13 protein-coding genes and 1 pseudogene are annotated in these 17,465 nt (G+C 42.0%); 2 read left to right on the top strand and 12 right to left on the bottom strand.

Features of this window, described 5'->3' with window-relative positions; all coding sequences use genetic code 11:
* From BLS15_RS07840 to BLS15_RS07825, 4 genes are all read right to left on the bottom strand, one after another.
* Positions 1-894, bottom strand: coding sequence for an NUDIX domain-containing protein (locus BLS15_RS07840; protein ID WP_090510863.1), 894 nt, complete (start codon positions 892-894; stop codon positions 1-3).
* Positions 895-1,218: 324 nt separating this feature from the next.
* Entirely contained in the window at positions 1,219-3,150 is a 1,932-nt protein-coding gene (locus BLS15_RS07835) for a fructose-bisphosphatase class III (protein WP_028532876.1), read from the bottom strand.
* Between the two features lie 346 nt (positions 3,151-3,496).
* Positions 3,497-4,744: an MDR family MFS transporter gene (locus tag BLS15_RS07830; RefSeq protein ID WP_090510859.1), complete on the bottom strand. Its 1,248-nt coding sequence runs from the start codon at positions 4,742-4,744 to the stop codon at positions 3,497-3,499.
* A 313-nt stretch (positions 4,745-5,057) separates the two neighbouring features.
* A complete protein-coding gene (locus BLS15_RS07825) occupies positions 5,058-5,516 on the bottom strand; it encodes a cupin domain-containing protein (RefSeq protein WP_090510854.1) in 459 nt (152 codons plus the stop codon).
* Between the two features lie 663 nt (positions 5,517-6,179).
* Between BLS15_RS07825 and BLS15_RS07820 the strand changes: the two genes are divergently transcribed.
* Positions 6,180-8,051 (top strand): S8 family serine peptidase, encoded by a 1,872-nt coding sequence (locus BLS15_RS07820; protein WP_090510850.1) that lies wholly within the window; start codon positions 6,180-6,182, stop codon positions 8,049-8,051.
* 402 nt (positions 8,052-8,453) lie between these two features.
* Here BLS15_RS07820 and BLS15_RS07815 read toward each other — a convergent pair whose 3' ends face one another.
* The 3 genes from BLS15_RS07815 to BLS15_RS07805 form a co-directional block, all read right to left on the bottom strand.
* Complete coding sequence (locus BLS15_RS07815; RefSeq protein WP_090510848.1) at positions 8,454-9,182, bottom strand: DUF981 family protein; 729 nt, start codon at positions 9,180-9,182, stop codon at positions 8,454-8,456.
* A gap of 101 nt (positions 9,183-9,283) precedes the next feature.
* Positions 9,284-9,622 (bottom strand): DoxX family protein, encoded by a 339-nt coding sequence (locus BLS15_RS07810; RefSeq protein ID WP_005550722.1) that lies wholly within the window; start codon positions 9,620-9,622, stop codon positions 9,284-9,286.
* Positions 9,623-9,785: 163 nt separating this feature from the next.
* Positions 9,786-10,214 carry a MarR family winged helix-turn-helix transcriptional regulator gene (locus BLS15_RS07805; RefSeq protein ID WP_090510845.1) on the bottom strand — a complete coding sequence of 143 codons (429 nt, stop codon included), beginning with the start codon at positions 10,212-10,214 and terminating at the stop codon, positions 9,786-9,788.
* Between the two features lie 308 nt (positions 10,215-10,522).
* Between BLS15_RS07805 and BLS15_RS07800 the strand changes: the two genes are divergently transcribed.
* A complete protein-coding gene (locus BLS15_RS07800) occupies positions 10,523-10,933 on the top strand; it encodes a carbohydrate-binding protein (RefSeq protein WP_175460735.1) in 411 nt (136 codons plus the stop codon).
* A gap of 60 nt (positions 10,934-10,993) precedes the next feature.
* Here BLS15_RS07800 and BLS15_RS07795 read toward each other — a convergent pair whose 3' ends face one another.
* From BLS15_RS07795 to rsgA, 5 genes and pseudogenes are all read right to left on the bottom strand, one after another.
* Positions 10,994-11,524, bottom strand: coding sequence for a GNAT family N-acetyltransferase (locus BLS15_RS07795; protein WP_090510839.1), 531 nt, complete (start codon positions 11,522-11,524; stop codon positions 10,994-10,996).
* Positions 11,525-11,654: 130 nt separating this feature from the next.
* Positions 11,655-12,065: pseudogene (locus BLS15_RS07790) on the bottom strand (alpha/beta hydrolase); the annotation flags it as partial.
* A gap of 270 nt (positions 12,066-12,335) precedes the next feature.
* Positions 12,336-14,681, bottom strand: a complete 2,346-nt coding sequence (locus BLS15_RS07785; RefSeq protein WP_090510835.1) for an NPCBM/NEW2 domain-containing protein — start codon at positions 14,679-14,681, stop codon at positions 12,336-12,338.
* Between the two features lie 345 nt (positions 14,682-15,026).
* Positions 15,027-16,043, bottom strand: coding sequence for an aminoglycoside phosphotransferase family protein (locus BLS15_RS07780; protein ID WP_021253332.1), 1,017 nt, complete (start codon positions 16,041-16,043; stop codon positions 15,027-15,029).
* Complete coding sequence (gene rsgA, locus BLS15_RS07775) at positions 16,040-17,107, bottom strand: ribosome small subunit-dependent GTPase A (RefSeq protein ID WP_090510832.1); 1,068 nt, start codon at positions 17,105-17,107, stop codon at positions 16,040-16,042. Before rsgA ends, BLS15_RS07780 begins: the two co-directional genes overlap by 4 nt.
* Positions 17,108-17,465: the final 358 nt, after the last annotated feature.

The raw sequence follows: 17,465 nt of genomic DNA, 5'->3' as shown, positions 1-17,465 counted from the left end.
TCATCGATATTCCTCCAAATTTCTTCGAAACAAGCGGGAAGGACGGTGTCCCGCATTTTCAGTATAATGATCGGTCTCCGCTACAAGATGCGCCACTTTACGCCGGAAGGCGGCTTTCAATAATTCTTTGTCCAAGATCACCTCGTAAACCTGCTGCAGCTCCGTCAAAGTAAAGAGGTGCGGCATCAAATGCAGCGCAATGCCGGTATAATTCACTTTTCCCCGCAGTCGCTCAATAGCGCAGGCGATAATCTTCGCATGATCAAAAGCCAATCCGTGATTTGATACGATGGAGTAGGAGGTCGACGTCGAGGCCGGCTTTGACGTCATCGTCCATTCCACAACTGCCGTAAGCTCTTCCTCTTCGCTGCTTAGCTTGAGCTCGTATTCCATCGTTTTCACAAACCCATCCTCAATAAACTCTTTACGCTCACGCAGGAGCCGATAGGTTGCCTTGAACCAGGCTGCGCCGACAGCGTCATCCCCTGCTTTCAGCTGCACCTGATCGCTGTTAATTAAGGCCATGTGGCTGCAGCTCATCACCCAGGTGCGCGGATCCCTTCCAACATCGCTGAAGGTGTACAACTGCTCCAAATATACGTCATCCACACCGGTTTCCTCGCGCAGCTCCCTCACCGCCGCCTGCTCCGTCGTCTCATTCGGCCGGACGAATCCGCCTGGAAGCGCCCAACTGCCCAAGAATGGATGACCACCGCGGCGAATGAGCAATATACGCAGCTCTTTTTCCGGAAGTTTGCGGTAGCTGTCCACCTCCGTTTTCGTTACTGTGAAAATAACCACGTCCGCCGCCACCGAAGGCCGTTCGTAATCCCCGGCACGGTACTGCTCGAAAAATTCACTTTCCGAAAGTCCATCGCGATCCAACAAATTCAAGCGTCTTTACCTCCATTGTTATTTATTCTAGCCGTGCAGCTCTTCGAAATGAGTTCCTCAACATCAATTTATAGTTAGTAACATTTTAATAATATCATTTTGTTAATATCAAATATAGCAAAATAGAAAGAGAGATGCAAGAAGAAACGTAATGAGGAAAGGCATTTGTAACGACAATGCCTCAATCACAAAGAAAGCTAAAGAAGCTGCCGCCAGTAGAGTACCGACGACAGCTTGCTTCTTTTTCTATGTCCATTAAATGGGGTCTTGACCACCCTCGGGCGGCTCTTTTACCTTTAACAGTTGCTTCATTTAGCAGCTGTTTCATTTCATGTAGCGATATTCCAGGAGATTCTTCAAATTCGAGATTTTCTGCAGCAGCTTCTCCCCGACATTGGTTTCCCTCACCAGTTTCCGTTCCAGTTCTTTGTCCACCAGTCTTTTTACAGACAATACGTCCGTTCCGTTACATAACACATCTTCTTTTGAATTAAATTTCTTATGCGCGACGAGCTGCATGCCAAAGGAATTATACAACAAGGTATATCCGGCGATACCCGTTGTGGATTGATAGGCTTTGGAAAAACCGCCGTCAATGACGACCATTTTCCCATTTGCTTTAACAGGGTTCTCTCCACTAATTTCTTTAACCGGAGTATGCCCGTTAATGATATGTCCATGATCCGGATTCAAATCAAACTCTTGCAGGATTTTCCGGCAGATCTCCTCATTTTCCCGCAAATGGTAGTAAGGGTTCTTTCTCTCCTTGTGGGTTTCTTTATCTTGGATAAAGTACCGCTCAAAGGTGGTCATTTCTCTCTTTCCAAAGAGCGAGGAACATTTCCCTGTCCAGATGTACCATACCATATCCGTAGCCAGATCATCCGTCTCTTCCGGATTTGCAAAGGCGTAACGCAAATAATATTCAAAAACATCGATCAGCTGACGACCCGAATAGCTCTTGTCTTCAATCTGCATTTCTTCCATGTTTCCTTCTTCATTCAAAGGAATGCAGCCGTGGATCAACAAATTCCCGTTGTATTTTAAATAAAGGCTACCCTTCTTCATAAGGAAATTCATATGTCTGGCCAGCTTTTCGGAATGCTGAACGGAGAACAGCAGCTTCTCCATCACCTGTTGTTCTTCCTCCAGCAATTGTTCAGGCTGTTGCGGATTTACGGTAGCGAAACAGGTGTTTTCCAGCGGGTACGTTTTTCTGCCGATCTTGATTTCATTTTTGTCGTAATCGATCTGCTCAAGCAAAAGCCTTTCAGACATATGGAAGTAAGGACGTCTTTTGATAATCGGGATTTCAAGCTTAAACTGGATTATGGCAATGGCTTGATGGATTTTGGTAATCTGCAGGATTTCCTGCTCCGATACGTTATGATCGGCCTGCAGCTTCGGTCTGAAGGCTGGATTGTCATTATAGTATTTCTCCGCCAAGTTCAGCAGCGGGCGAAGATTGATTCCGTATACGTCTTCGATAATGTCCAAATTGTCGTATCTGGCGCAGATCCGGATAATATTCGCAAGGCAGACCAGAGAACCCGCATAGGCGCCTATCCACAGGACATCATGGTTCCCCCATTGAATGTCTACAGAATGGTGGTTGATAAGCGTATCCATAATTTTATCGGGGTCCGGCCCGCGGTCATAGATATCTCCGACCACATGAAGATGGTCAACCACTAGGCGCTGGGTCGTATAAGCAAGGCCGATAATCAGCTTATCCGCCTGACCCAAGGAGATAATCTGCCGGTATATTTCCTCATAATAAGGATCCTTATTGTTGGTAGAATCCGTCTTGTACAGAAGCTCTTCTATAATATATACGAACTGCTCCGGTAGAGCTTTACGCAATTTCGAGCGCGTATATTTGGAGGAGGCATAAGAAATGAGCTTAAGCATTTGTTCAATCGTTTGTCTATACCACCGGTTCAAGGCTTGTTGATTGCACAGGTCTCCTTTAACCAGCTGTATTTTTTCTTCCGGATAATAAACTAACGCCGCAAAATCATTGATTTCTTTATCCGTCCAAACCTCTTGGAACAATTCTTTGATTTTCTCTTTTACGGTACCAGAACCGTTTCTGAGTACATGCTGAAAAGCCTGGAACTCCCCATGCAAGTCACTGACAAAATGTTCAGTTCCCTTGGGTAGATTGGAGATCGCTTTAAGATTGATGATTTCTGTTACGACTTTTTCTTCCGTATCATATTTCTGGGCCAATAAATCTAGAAACTGCGCATCCAATACAGTTGTCCTCCTTCAGGGAAACGGTGATGTCTAGCTGAGCGAACTTAGAAGCCCCTCGGCCTTTAAGAGGTTTATGAGTTGGGGCTAGCCGCGTACCTTCAAACTTATTGTAGACAGTAAAGGAAAAAAACATTAGTCCATCAAGGCTTACAGATGAGTTCCTCCTTGAAATAGCTCATCCAAAGGCTAAGCCATTTCATAAGGGCATTTGTACCAACATAACACTATGTTGTCCCTAAATCAAAGACAAGTATGAAGACTTCCCTGATATAGGGCTTTTATGAACTTGAAGGTGCCCAGAAGGAATGAGATCCGAGATCGCGCGTTTAACGTTCCTCCTTCCCTATCTGGATACAGACTCATCATATGCATAGATCTTAAAAAGTTTTATATAAAGAATGATACTAATGAGTGCACAGACAAGGATGAAAGTAAAAACCCCCATTGGAGGTACCCATGCCGATAAAATAACGGTCAAGGGTGCTGCGAATCTCCCAATCGTGAATTGCAACCTCGATGCCCCCATATATTGCCCTCTCGCATTCACAGGTGCATACTGACTTACAAAGTTATTGGTCACCGGAGAACGTATGATTTCTCCAAACGTAAATACGATCGTGATGAGGAATAGTAACCAAATATGCGTCGTTAATCCAATAGCGAACATGCCTAACCCAGCCAATGCCGATGACAGAATGAACACGTCGCGATCTCTTAAGCGATTTAACCATTTTGTAGCGGGTAAGACAAATAGAACGAACAGCAGACCATTTAACCCAAGAATCCATCCAAATACTTCTGTACTCGTAAGCCGGAGCGACCAATCATTCCAAGTGAGAAGGGATTGTGACGGGACATATTGGGTGATATATATCGCTAAATACAGATCCAATTGCATGATTGTTATAATAGAGAAAACGCCTGCCAGAATATATAGAACAAATATTTTATCCTGAAAGATGACTCCATAGCCTTTCCATTGTTCTTTTATCGAAGTTGAAACTGCATGTAATGAAACCTTTTGGCTGGTACCCGGCATACTTTCACGAATTCTCAGAAAGATTGCAACCGTATAGAACAGCATGACGATTGTACAAGTCCATAGCAGTTCACTTCGGTATTGAAAGAAAAAAAATGCCCCCAATGCGGGTCCTAATACAGCACCAATATTATGAGCTGTCGTAAATGTGGCGAACACCTGCCGGCGATCCTTATCGGAAATAAGATCCGCTACCATCGCATCGCTGGCAGGTCCATAGAGGGCACCTCCTAATCCAATGCCAATAAAGGCGAAATAATTAACCCAATGTGAACTGGACAAAGCAAACAATGCGAACATACACGCTTTAAGGGAAGCGCCTGCCAACATCATAGGACGACGTCCCACCCTATCCGCTAAACTCCCTCCAACCATGCTGCCAAGTATGCTAATGAGGGGCGGGATCGACATTAACATCCCTGCTGTCTGTTTACCTAACGCTTCACTAAAGTAGACCGTAATAAAAGGGAAGTACATCCAAAACAATAAATTGAACAGTCCCTCGCCGATTAGGCGAATTTTCAAATTCACATCCCAAACATGTAATTTCAAATGTTCTCCCTCTTCTCTAACGCAAACATCCGTATAGGTCTACGAATATTCACCGTTTTCCCCGGCCAGGTAAACCAATGATAAAGTACTTGGGAAATTAAATATAGACTTATAATTTTTAATAAGTTATACTCATAATATGGAAATCGATGGAACCCATTTTTAATTTAACTGCTCCAGAAACCGAACATTTGTTCGAAAATGAAATCATAAAAAGACGCTCTTATGTTGAGAGCGTCTTTGTTCATATATTCTACGATTCCTAATATAATGCCACCAACAGCCGAAGTTCCTCGTCAACGATCTTGGAATGTTACGCTTGTTCTGCCCAGTTAGCCGGATATGTTACATAGATAAATCGTGCATATTCTGGCACAGAAAATTGAATCTTACTTCCATTTGGAATCAGGATCACTTCTCCTGGACCAGCTGACACCTTTGTACCATCAATGATAACATCCAGATGTCCCTCAATCACATAATCAACTTCATCATAGTTAAGTGTCCAGTCAAAGGTTGTTTCTTTCATCTCCATGATACCGCAGCCAAGTCTTGGACTTTCCTGTAGAGAGAAAAGATCCTTACAATAGACGATATCATTCGGGTTGCCTGTATCGAGACGATCCTCTTCTGTTACTTTCATGTTTGGCACTTTAACAGAAGTAATCCCTCCAGGACCTCTCTGAACGTTCTGTTCAATCGCATCAGACCCTACTTTTTCCATGATGATTTTACGAACCATCTCTTCAATCATCTTTTTATCGATACTCATAAGTACCCTCCTCTAATTTCTAGGTGCAGTTCTTTGGGACCCTTTTTACTTGGAATGAGCATAGCAACCAATAGAGCTGTGGTACACTTTCCTGATCTTCCAAACAGATAATAAACACAAAGAGGCCTAAAGTTATACCGATTCCATAGGAATGTTATAACCTTAAGCCTCTTTGCTTTAAGTAAGACTACGCCTTTGTAGTCCTCTATTACATATTAAACGTGAATGAAACTATTGTTCCACACGCTGTAGATTCAAATTGCATGCTCCCTTTTAGTTTATCCTCTACATAGCTATTTACAATAGATAAACCTAAACATTTTTGTGAACATTCTTCAACGTTGAATCCTTTGCCATCATCTATTCCTCCAATCGTGCTCAACATTTGATATAACATTGTATCCAACCGATATTTTTGTTGCCCTAAAAGGGGATTCGACATTATTTCCTACTGAACCTATGTGAAATAGAGTAAATAGAAGTTATAAAGTGATATCTGTATATTGCTGTCGTTGATTACGCTTACCTCGGGATTGAACCAGTTTTTACCTTACCTTATACTGACAATTGTTAGCCTATTTATTTAGCTAGCAACAAAAGAATCCAAGAGAATGGAAAGGAGAGATTACGATTAAACACACTTTTTCCCGATTTAAAAAAACGTTGTCCGTCGCTCTAGCCTCAACCTTGCTTTTTTCATTAGGTACTTGGTCAAATGGAGCTTACGCTTCAGAGAGTGGACAGTCCTTTCCAACGAGTACATCATTCTCCAACACTGCAACTTCAGTATTTGAAGAAAAAATTGTCGTCAAACTTAAAGAACAAGCCTTCCTGCCAAGTAATGAAGGAAAACTTCAACTGCAACAAGAAATATCGCCGCTCTCAGCTGTACCAGAATTATCGTTTGATCCGCTAATCTCAGAGGAATTCTTACCGTCAGCTAACAAGAGCTTAGCTGCTAATCCTTTTGCATCCGTGTTTGATCGCTATTATTATTCCAAAATTCCCGCTGGTGCTGACGTCGAACAGTTATTGCAAACGTTGCGAGGCTTCCCGCTCGTTGAGGAAGCATACGTAAGTAAAAAACCAGAATTGGCCAATGCGCCTCTTCCGAACACAACACCAGTCCTTCCAAGTGATGATCCGCGCTTCTCCTTGCAAAGTTATGCGCAAGCAGATCCTCTAGGTACTAACGCTCCCTATGCTTGGCAATTTGAAGGTGGCGATGGCAAAGGCACCAAGTGGGCCGATATCGAGTGGAATTGGGCACTAAATCATGAAGATTTAGCCGCTCACAACATTCAGCTTTTGCCCGGCGGCACTAATGATGGAGATGCTAGTCACGGTACGGCTGTACTCGGGGTTGTATCCGCAGTTGACAATGCTATTGGCAATATCGGGCTAGCTAACAAAGCTACGCCGATTGTATCCTCTTTAGTTCGTACAGGTGGTACAGCAGAAGCAATTTTAGCGGCCACACAAGTATTATCTCCGGGTGACGTTATTCTGCTCGAAATACAGATCGGTTATAACGGCGGCCCTTGGTTACCTATCGAAACACAGTCGGCAGAGTTTGATGCAATCCAATATGCAACAAGCCTAGGGATTGTCGTTGTAGAAGCGGGAGCCAATGGTGGTGTTGATCTCGATCAGTACAAGCATTGGGATAATAAATACATCTTCAATCGGGATCTCCCCGATTTCAAAGATTCTGGAGCTATACTTGTTGGAGCGGGCTCATCAACTGCACCTCACCACAGACTTGGCTTCAGCAGCCATGGCAATCGAATTGACTCCTACGGTATTGGGGAGAACGTTGCTACCTTAAGTGCAACAAGTACCGCTTCGACAACCGGTTATACCGACTATTTTAATGGAACATCATCTGCTTCACCTGTCGTTGTAGGTTCGATTCTACAACTGCAAGGGATCGCGAAAGCCCAATTCGGCGTACCGTATTCGCCAGATGAAGTTCGTAGAATACTGAGATGGTTACCGTCCAATACCCCGACTACCGATATAGCAAATGATAGAATCGGTACCCTACCTAATTTGCAACAAATAATTACGAATTTACCTGCGCCAGGTGCTGTGCCTACCGATACAGAAGCACCACTCGCACCAACCAATCTAGTTGTTAATTCTACCTCTGGCACAGCTAACTTGAATTGGACAGCTTCTACGGACAATGTTGGATTGATCGGCTATGACATTTTTGTAAATAACGATCCTATTGCTAAAGCAAGATCAACTAGCAACTCCGCCACGATCAGTGGATTAACAAGTGGTTCATATACGTTCACCGTTAAGGCTCGGGATGGCTTTAGTAATTTATCTGCGGCAAGTAACTCGGTGACCGTTCAAGTTCAAGTTGACCCCTGCCCTGCTCCATGGAGCGCTTCCTCCACTTATGTTCAAGGTGACATTGTTTCTTATAATGGAGTGAAGTATCAAGCCAAATGGTGGACGCAAAATGAATATCCAGATCTGAAAAGTGGCCCCAACGATGTTTGGACTGTGCTCGGTTCATGCTAAAAGAATAAAACTTGATTAAATAAAAGAGAGGTAGGGGCATATCCATTCCCTACCTCTTCTACTTATTATCTTCGATAACCCTATACTTCAGCTCTGTAAGTAAACCCCTAAGTCAGTCCATCACAAGGGTCAGCACTTAGTTTCAATTGTAATCGGTCAAAGCCCAAGTCGCGGAACCATTTAATCGGTTCTGTCACTGACAAATCAATCTTCTGTTCACTCACAGAGAGAACACTGCTATCCAGCCCGATAATCGCTCTCATGAGGATGGAATTATATTCATAATTCTTTGACCCAATACCAACCTATCACTAATAGCAGGTTAATTTTTCTCCCTTTATCTTTTTATGCAACCCGCATTTTATCGAATTGGGAGCGATAGTCATTGTATATCATTCAATACTATTTGGGCATTGTATTCACAATCAATCCAATATGTGTAAAGTAGTTCATGGCTCCAAATAGAACAAAGGCTATGCCTGCAAGTGCCCAAAGGAATTTAATAACTTTAGCAGAGTTTGGATTTGCGTCTTTGTTTAAGGCAAAAGGAAATAATACAGCTCCAATCCCTATAATCGCGAATAATCCTGACATAAAAGTAGCTTCCAACATTGGATAATCAGCAAAAGCTCCTGATATTGGTTCTTCTGGTGGCGCTGCAAATAATTGATATCCAATACCTGCAAATGCGATTGAGATGAGTGCTAGCCCCATTGCTGCAGCAAAATAAGATACTGGTTTTAATAAATATGGTAATTCTGACTTTAATGTATTGGATACTATTTTCGTATCGTTCATATTAATGCCTTGTTTTACATATAGATTAGATTTTCTCCATATTAAGACGGTTGCAGCCAGAAGCAGAACCCCAAAACCTAGAGAAGACTCACCAAATATAATATCATCAAATGGGAATCCAATCTTTGACAAGGGCCAAGTAAGGGTCATATGAGCTCCTGTTAGCGTTAATATAAACCCGGGTATACCAAATCCTATAGCCCAACCTTCTAGTTGCCCAACTTTTCCTTTAGCTAAATGGGATTCAAATCGAAGCATTAATAATAACCCTATACCAGTTGCAACTGACATTATTGTGTTATAGACAGCTGTTGTTGACCAATTAATAACCACTTAAAAAACTCCTCACTTAAATTGTTTCATATTATTTCCTTTAACTTTATTCATATACATTCAGCAAAGTTAGAAGGATTTTATCATCACTAGCTTTCAAACTAGATCAAATGATTCATACTGACGATGACAGACAATAAGCAAAGTACGATAGCTGGTATTGCTTTTGGAAAAGGATCCTTAGCAATAGCAAGAAGTGTAAATGCTGCGACAAACATCGTAACCGCTAGTAAAAATCCTGCAATAACAGCCGCTATTGGAAACCAAATACCTGCAAATAATCCGATTGCAGATGCAATCTCAATAAATCCCGTCAAAAAATTAAAGATGGGAGGCATGCCGAAACGCTTGAACTCATCTGCCATTTTACCGGAAATAATCTTACTCCCAGTAAACATAAAAAATAATCCTATAATAACTTGCAAAATGATAATAACCAAGAAAATCCCCCCCTTTCTCGGAGTATATTATATGCTATAGCATATAATATACAAAAATATTTATTTCTTTTGACAAAATCGTTTCTTAAAAGCTTTCATAGACGTAAGACCATAGAGTCGGGTCTTGTGCGTACCGTCTCGGGTAACGTGGAACGAAGATGATCTAACCGTCATCCATAACACTTGCATACAGTTTTTCAAGTAAAGATTCCAGTACCTGAAATTCATCTTCACTTAAGTATCTTGTCACGTGCTTGTGTGCTTCGATGACAACCGGCAGTAGTTCTGATTTGAGTAGTATACCTTTATCGCTCAGATATAAGTTATGAGATCGTTTATCTGTATCATTTACAATCCGTTTGACGATCTCCTTCTTCTCGAGCGAGTGGATCATTCGAACAACCGTGCTCTGATCTCGGTCGATTGCTTCCGCAAGCTCTTTTTGAGTTGTTGGTCTATCCCCGTCTAGAACACTGATAATACTCCATTGCTCTGGCGTCATCTCATAGGGCTTTAATTGCTTTGTAAAATAGTTGGTCATTTTAACATCCGTACGGTGAATCAAAAAACCCGTTAAATTATATAATTCCATAGTTTTCCCCCAATTATTATTATGGAATGTTGACTTACCTATAGTACCCCAGTACTCCAGTACACCTGATTCCAATTCACATAGTCACATCATTGAACCCATACTGTTTCATGTTCTTTCACAAAATACATGCTATAGCATATAAAAATTTATTTAAAAAGTCAAGTTTTACTCCCTCTATGTAGAAACGCATTTCTCTTAAATACTCACGTATCCTTAGAAGTTGACCGTTTGAACTCTCCCATGTCTCACAGAGACTACGCTCCCACATTCCTTCATTCAACCTGTCCATGAGGTGGAGGTCAGATATGCTGCCCGACACGATCTTCGTCTGTAAGATAGTTGCGTTCCGACTCATCCGTGCTTCTTTTATCTGTCCAGCTAGCAACAGAAAAATTCAAGAAAATAAAAAGGAGAAAATATTATCTCCGGGTGACGTTATTCTGCTCGAAATACAGATCGGTTATAACGGCGGCCCTTGGTTACCTATCGAAACACTGCCAGCAGAGTTTGATGCAATCCAATATGCAACAAGCCTAGGGATTGTCTTTGTACCGTTCAAGTACAAGTTGACCCCTTCCCTCGCTTCCTCCACTTATGTTCAAGGTGACATTGTTTCTTATAACGGAGTGAAGTATCAAGCCAAATGGTGGACACAAAATGAATACCCAGATGTGAAAAATGGCCCGAACGATGCTTGGACTGTGCTCGGGCCTTGATAATAAGAAGAGGTAGGGGCATATTAATCCCCTACCTCACTATTAATATCTTCAATAAAATCAATCTGATATTAATTTCGAATAAATACTGAGATCGTTAAACTTTCCGTCTACTCTCTCGTATTGTCTGAGTGTTCCTTCAAACCTGAAGTTGAGCTTTTGTAAAAGCTTCATAGAATTCACATTTCTGGGGTCAACCCTTGCTTCGATTCGATTCAGCTTTAAGGATGAAAATCCATGTTCTAACAGAGAAGAGATAGCTTCTGTAGCGTACCCTCTTCCCCAAAATGATTTAGCAATGTCATATCCAATCTCTGCCTTGCCATTTTCAAAATCTAAGTCATTATAACCGCAAGAACCAATAATCTCATTGGAATCTTTTTTAATGATGGAGAAACGAATAGCCTTACTCTCTTGAGAAAGACCATCAAAGAGATTAATCATATCCAGTGCTTGATTTTCATTAGTAAAACTACAAATATTCATAAATTTAGTTACGTCCGGATCAGACCAAATTTTAAACAAACTAGACGAATCCGCTATCTTCATTTTTCTCAAATGTAAACGTTCTGTGTGTAACTCTGTAATCAATACTTTTACCTCCATTATATTTTAATAGTTAGGTTGAAAATATTGACATCTGCGCATAGTTCAGTCCCTTCATTTTTGAAGATAGTTTCATTATATAAGAGGCTATATGCTTTATCTACGATTAATCTCAATCCTTTATTTGCTTCTCATGTTCGGGGATCCATCGATCCGTCACAGGGTGGTGCGCTTGGACAAAGAAAAGAACAGGTAAATTAGGAGGGAAAGATTGCTGTTCTGTTGCATTAAAGTTGGAATACATGCTCTCTACCTCATTTAATTGAGTTGCATTATACATGTTTTTGCGTATCAAAATGTTCAATTGTTCTTTCGTTTGTTCATCATAAGGCAGTCCATCATAAGGGTCAGCACTTAGTTTCAATTGTATACGGGCGAAGCCCAAGTCGCGGAACCATTTAATCGGTTCTGTCACTGACGAATCAATCTTCTGTTCACTCAGCGAGGGAACACTGCTATCCAGCCCGATAAACGCTCGCACTTCGTTAGGATATTGGTTCACATAATCCAGACTGTAGATCCCCGATCTTCCTTATTTCCTTTCCTGCTGGTTGTGTCAAACTCTTCAGCTCCTCTTGTTATCTGTACAATGTCCCTGCGATCCACCACTACAAGTCTAGCCAACCAAGATGTCCTCACAATGAATGCAATATGAACGGAGCATGAACAAAAAACGCTATATTAAAAATAAAGTGCTAAACTGACGGTATTAAGGACGATTAAAAGCAAAATAGCCCACACCTCGATAACAAGGTGAGGGCTATTAGACACTTACTAGTAAAGCAACACAACAATACTATTTGATAAGACGAGCATTTACCCAATCGGCATGGTCACTATTTATACCATCTCCGCCATCTGTGACAATGAGTTTTAGCTCATTCTTTCCAGATAGATTAACGTTTACCTCTTTTGCCGCTGTATTTTTATTCATTACGCCACTAGTGAATACAACTTGATTGTCTACAACAACTTTGAACTCCACAGTACCTACAGTACCTACCTCACTATCTACCCCAACTAGCGCGGCAAAGGATGTGTACTGCCCATTCAGTTTGTAGACAATTTCACTGTTAGCATGTGTGCCCAAACCTTTTGTATAGGTCTTGTCATTTAACTTGAGTGTATTTCCATCAACACTACGATCTTTTTGGACTGTTCCCCAACCTGCTGTGGCAGAAAACCAATTAATATCGCTCAGATACGTTGTAACAGGTTGTGGTGCTTCAAAGAGTTTAATCTCACTTGCAGATGCAAAACCATTTGTGCCACCACCTTGAGGTACTTCAAGTCGAACATATTTGGCAAGAGTAGGTGTGAAAGTGGCTGTCTTTTCTGTTTTGTCCTTTGCCCAAGTGCCTGTGGCAACCTCATTGAAGGATACTCCATCAAGACTAGTTAGGATTCTATATTTTGTAATAATTCCATTTTCTTCACTTTGTCGTGGTAGATAGGTTAGCTTGGTGAATGTTGTAGGATTTAAATACTTTGCTGTAATATGGTAAGGAAACTGATTTGGGTTATTCCATGCACTGTGCCAGATAGTTTTTGTATCTCCATCAAATGCATATACTGCGGCATTACCCTGTGAAGTCTCTTCGCTATTTGCTGTTGCGGCAATGATACCCCCAATACCTTTTACCTTATCCATTCCATCAGTCGGTTTAATGATGTTATAATCTGACCCAAACCAAATTGGTGCGGTTAGAAGAGGTAAATTCAATGCATTAATCTTGTTTTTTGTTTCATTTGTTGCAGGTAAACCCCATTTATCAAAGAAAGGCGTCAAGTCATAGTGAGCTACTTTTGAAGTGTTGAGAATAAATGCCTGTTTTTTCTGATCATCTGTAGTTGGCAGATCTGCTTGTGCCATCTCACGATATAATCGATGTAACTGTGGGTAGAAGTTATCCCCAAAAGCAAGATTAAGCTGCCACAGCATTTCTAATTTTGAATTAGAGTCTGCAAAATTCTTGGTTGGCTGATCTACAAACGTGAAAGCAGCTAAGTACTCGCCTGGGGATCTTGCAGGTTCAGTAGGCTTAAGAGCCTTCTTAGCGGCTATAGAATATATATTTACATTAACCTCAGTCATCCCATCCCAATTCCAAGGTGCTTGTTGTCTCAGATGACCTGCCTCATGATACTGCCCCCAACCCGTTCTTGTAAGGTCTAAAGCATCGGCACTTGCTCCAGTATCTTTAGGCATAATTGCCCCATCCCAATTTGCATATGCATACGCTCCTGGTATGGTATTTTCTGATTCAATAAAGCCAATCAAATGCCTATCTAACCGATGCCTAGGATCAGAATCAGAACTAGATAGTCCAGATATTTGATCCTGTGCTGTAATAAACTTATCATAAGTCTGTAAAAGAGTAGTTGGATCTTGATTCAAGATATGATCTCTAGCAGTAGTATAATAGAAGACAAAGAGAGCTCTTTCTGATTGAAGAACAACAGAAGGTGCATTAGGATATGCATTCATCATTGCCTGCCAATCCGCATTTGTATTCTTGCCTAATACAAAGAATGGAACAGGACTCCCCCCGCTCACTACATTTACATTAATACTACCTTCATTGTTGCTGTTATCAAATGATAACAAACCGCCATTTGGTGAGGTAATTGTGTTTATGCCTGGTTGTAATGGATAAAAAAGCGCCCATTCTTTATCATGACGATGTATTCCAATAACCGCTGTAATTGGTTTGTCACCTGAAACTTCAATCTTAATTTGTTCATTGGGCTGTGCATACAACCCTGTCGGCTGATATATTTTTCTAGCATTTATCAATCTACGCTCTCGGTCGCCTTCCGCCCATATATCTCCAAGCGCTTTTACTTCAAAATTTCGCTGAACAACAAGATTATTTAGCTCTGTAATGGCTTCCTCTGATGGTTTGATGACTGGCTCTGATGGTTTGATGGCTGGCTCCGTTGGCGTGATGACTGGCTCTGTTGGTGTGATGACTGGCTCCGTTGGTGTGATGACTGGCTCTGATGGTGTGGTGACTGGCTCTGTTGGTGTGGTGACTGGCTCTGAAGTTTGGGCTAGTGCCCAAGATGGCGAGCCAGCTACTACAACCGCTGTTACCACCGTAAGAGATAAAACCTGAAGTGACTTCTTAAGTTTTCTCATCAAATCCTCCTAGAACAAATGAAATATATGCATAGCTAGCATTTAAATGCTGGCGTATCCATCTTGGTAAGTAATAAATGGATTTCAGACTATAATGATACTACTACATTCCACTTTTTTACATTTGTTAAATAACACCGTTTATCTCTATTGCTTCAATTCCATCTTTATTCTGCTTTTAATAAAAAAAACAAACTCACAACATAAGCTGTAAGTTTCTATTGACAAATCGATTGATGCATCTCATCATGAATGTCGGCAATGTTCTTGCCTGAACAAAAAAATCCTAATGCTACGAAGCAGGCGTATGCCATTTCCATAGCAGAAGGATTTATTAGACAGGATCTACAAATTTCTCATCTCATAGATTTTTTGCAAGGTATTAAGGTGCATTGATTTATCTTCGGGCGACTCAGCGAATTTATACCACTCCACAAGCCTGTATCCGAACATAACAAGGATTAGTTCATAAATACAATGATCGGAGTTGTGAGACACATCCGCATATTCCGAAAAACCCCTGTAATACGCCGGAATGCATCTTTGGTAGTATTCAACCATATGACAGACATCCGCTTCGTCCGCTAATAAACTCGCGATATCCTCGCCCAGATACCCCCATCCGGCGGTATCCCAATCGATAAGTACGATTTTACTGTCCGAATCGAATATGTTTGCCACCCAAAAATCTCTGTGGCAAAGTACGATTGGCAGCTTTTCAATGCGACTGAATATTTCGTCCGCATTGTTATCTAAGTCTATAAGCATTTTACATAGGTGCTTCGGAATTTCGCAGTCGTCGGAGCGTATGTAATCATACAAAACATTCCATGACCGATACCGCAGATAGTAGTTTTTTGTAAACTCAACCTTGCTTAAATTGGTCAAATTCTGCAAGACGTTTGGTCGTTCAGCGTACAGCTTGCCTTGAAACCGCCCCAATTCCTCGGCTGCACGTTCATACATTTCTGAGGTTAGATTTAAGCCTGACACACCATCAATATATTCTATCCATAGCTGTATCTCATCGCCATTTATTTCGGCGTGATAACACTCCGGACAACGGAACGAATCGAAGAAAACCTTGTTGAAATCCGATGCATAGAGATCGTATTCCCTTCGCCATGAATCCGGATCACCATAACGCTCCCATTTTTTCTGTGTTTTCCAAACTACCTTATACGGCAGATTTTCACCGTCGGAAGTTTCAGCCATGCCCGTTACAAGCCGAACATCTCCTACTGTCCCGCCTTGCAACTCTTTAAGTTGATAATCTGCGCGGATTATCGTCTTGCCGAGCATTTTACTCACAACAAGCACCAGTATTTCGGGCTTTACAAACATTTCATCATGGTTGTTCATTTCTTGTGTCCTCCCTTTTTACCCTTATGTTGCATGGCAATCGACTTTTGCCACGCCCGTTTATTTATGAGATACCCCGTTTTATCATCCACAAACTTGTTTTCACGCTTCTGTACAAGGTAACGCTCCCAATGCTCTGGCGCCAATGATCCATCGGCAAGAGCGACAAGAACTGCGCAGCCCGGCTCCGTCTGATGGCGGCAGTCACTGAAGCGACACTGTGTGATTAAATCCTCCACATCGTGAAATCCCGCGCTGATCCCGTCGTCCGCACCGAACAACCCAAGTTCACGCATTCCCGGCGTATCAATAACCATCGCGCCTGAAGGGAGCATGAAAAGCTGGCGATGCGTTGTTGTGTGCCGACCCCGGCTGTCGGCCTCGCGGATACCCTTGACAGTCATTACATCCTGATTCATCAATGCGTTTAGCAGCGAGGATTTCCCCACGCCGGACATGCCGAGGAATACCACGGTTTTTCCTGGTTGCAGATATTCACTCAACTCATCTAAGCCACTCCTGGTATGACTGGAAACTGCGTGTACCGGCACACCAGGGGCGGTTTTCTGAACCTCAGCTAACGGTGTGCTGAAATCCGGGATCAAGTCAGCTTTTGTTAAGATTACGACAGGCTGACCCCCGCTCTGCCGTGTCTGTGTCAGGTAGCGCATGATGCGGCTGACCTTGAAATCCCAGTTTAGGGACGACGCGATAAATACGTAATCAAAATTCGTTGCTACGACTTGTTCCAGTATGGTTTTGGCATACCCTGCTGCGTGTCCCGAATAATCAGCGCGGGAAAATTTCGAGCGGCGAGGCAGCAATTTGGCAATGCGCGAAGCGCCGCTTTCGTTGTATTGTAGAAATACAAAATCGCCAACGCACGGAAACTCCTCTCGAGTCCCCACAGAGTGGTAGAATGCACCCTTCAATACAGCCGTCACTTCTCCTTGTTCGGTGATGACGGTATATTGGTCCCGCTGAAGTTCCGTAACCCTTCCGGGTATTAATCCTATCGGCGGCGTTTCGGCTTCGATATAGCCGTATTGTTTTAAATCAATCATTGAGCCGATCCTCTCCTAAAATTAAAGTTGTTTTTGGGCATAAAAATACCGCGAACAAGCAGCCTCCTAAGAAGCTGCTGTTTCGCGGCGAAAAGCCAAAAGTCGGCTTATAATCAAAAAGGGATACGACCTACGTCGTATCCCGCTAACAGCAGTATTCACGAAAGGTTACTGTTTACGGCATAGCAAAAAAACACGGGTAGTTCTCCCGATTGCTCTCATTCCAAGCTATAATTAAAGATTGGAATTTACTATGCCCGATATTCGGCTAAGTTAAAATCACCAATACCATATAAGCAGCCATTTAAAACATCTCCTTTCGAGGGAAAAAGTGGAATTACAATTTCACTTCTATAGT

Source organism: Paenibacillus sp. cl6col (assembly GCF_900102125.1).
Classification (GTDB): Bacteria; Bacillota; Bacilli; order Paenibacillales; family Paenibacillaceae; genus Paenibacillus_B; species Paenibacillus_B suaedae.
Note: the sequence above shows the minus strand (reverse complement) of the source record. Positions and strands in the feature narration are given on the sequence as shown.

Coding starts and splice junctions, on each gene's coding strand:
- BLS15_RS07785 (WP_090510835.1), bottom strand. CDS start 14,681: ATGAGAAAACTTAAGAAGTCACTTCAGGTTTTATCTCTTACGGTGGTA.
- BLS15_RS07780 (WP_021253332.1), bottom strand. CDS start 16,043: ATGAACAACCATGATGAAATGTTTGTAAAGCCCGAAATACTGGTGCTT.
- BLS15_RS07825 (WP_090510854.1), bottom strand. CDS start 5,516: ATGAGTATCGATAAAAAGATGATTGAAGAGATGGTTCGTAAAATCATC.
- rsgA (WP_090510832.1), bottom strand. CDS start 17,107: ATGATTGATTTAAAACAATACGGCTATATCGAAGCCGAAACGCCGCCG.
- BLS15_RS07805 (WP_090510845.1), bottom strand. CDS start 10,214: ATGGAATTATATAATTTAACGGGTTTTTTGATTCACCGTACGGATGTT.
- BLS15_RS07800 (WP_175460735.1), top strand. CDS start 10,523: ATGCTGCCCGACACGATCTTCGTCTGTAAGATAGTTGCGTTCCGACTC.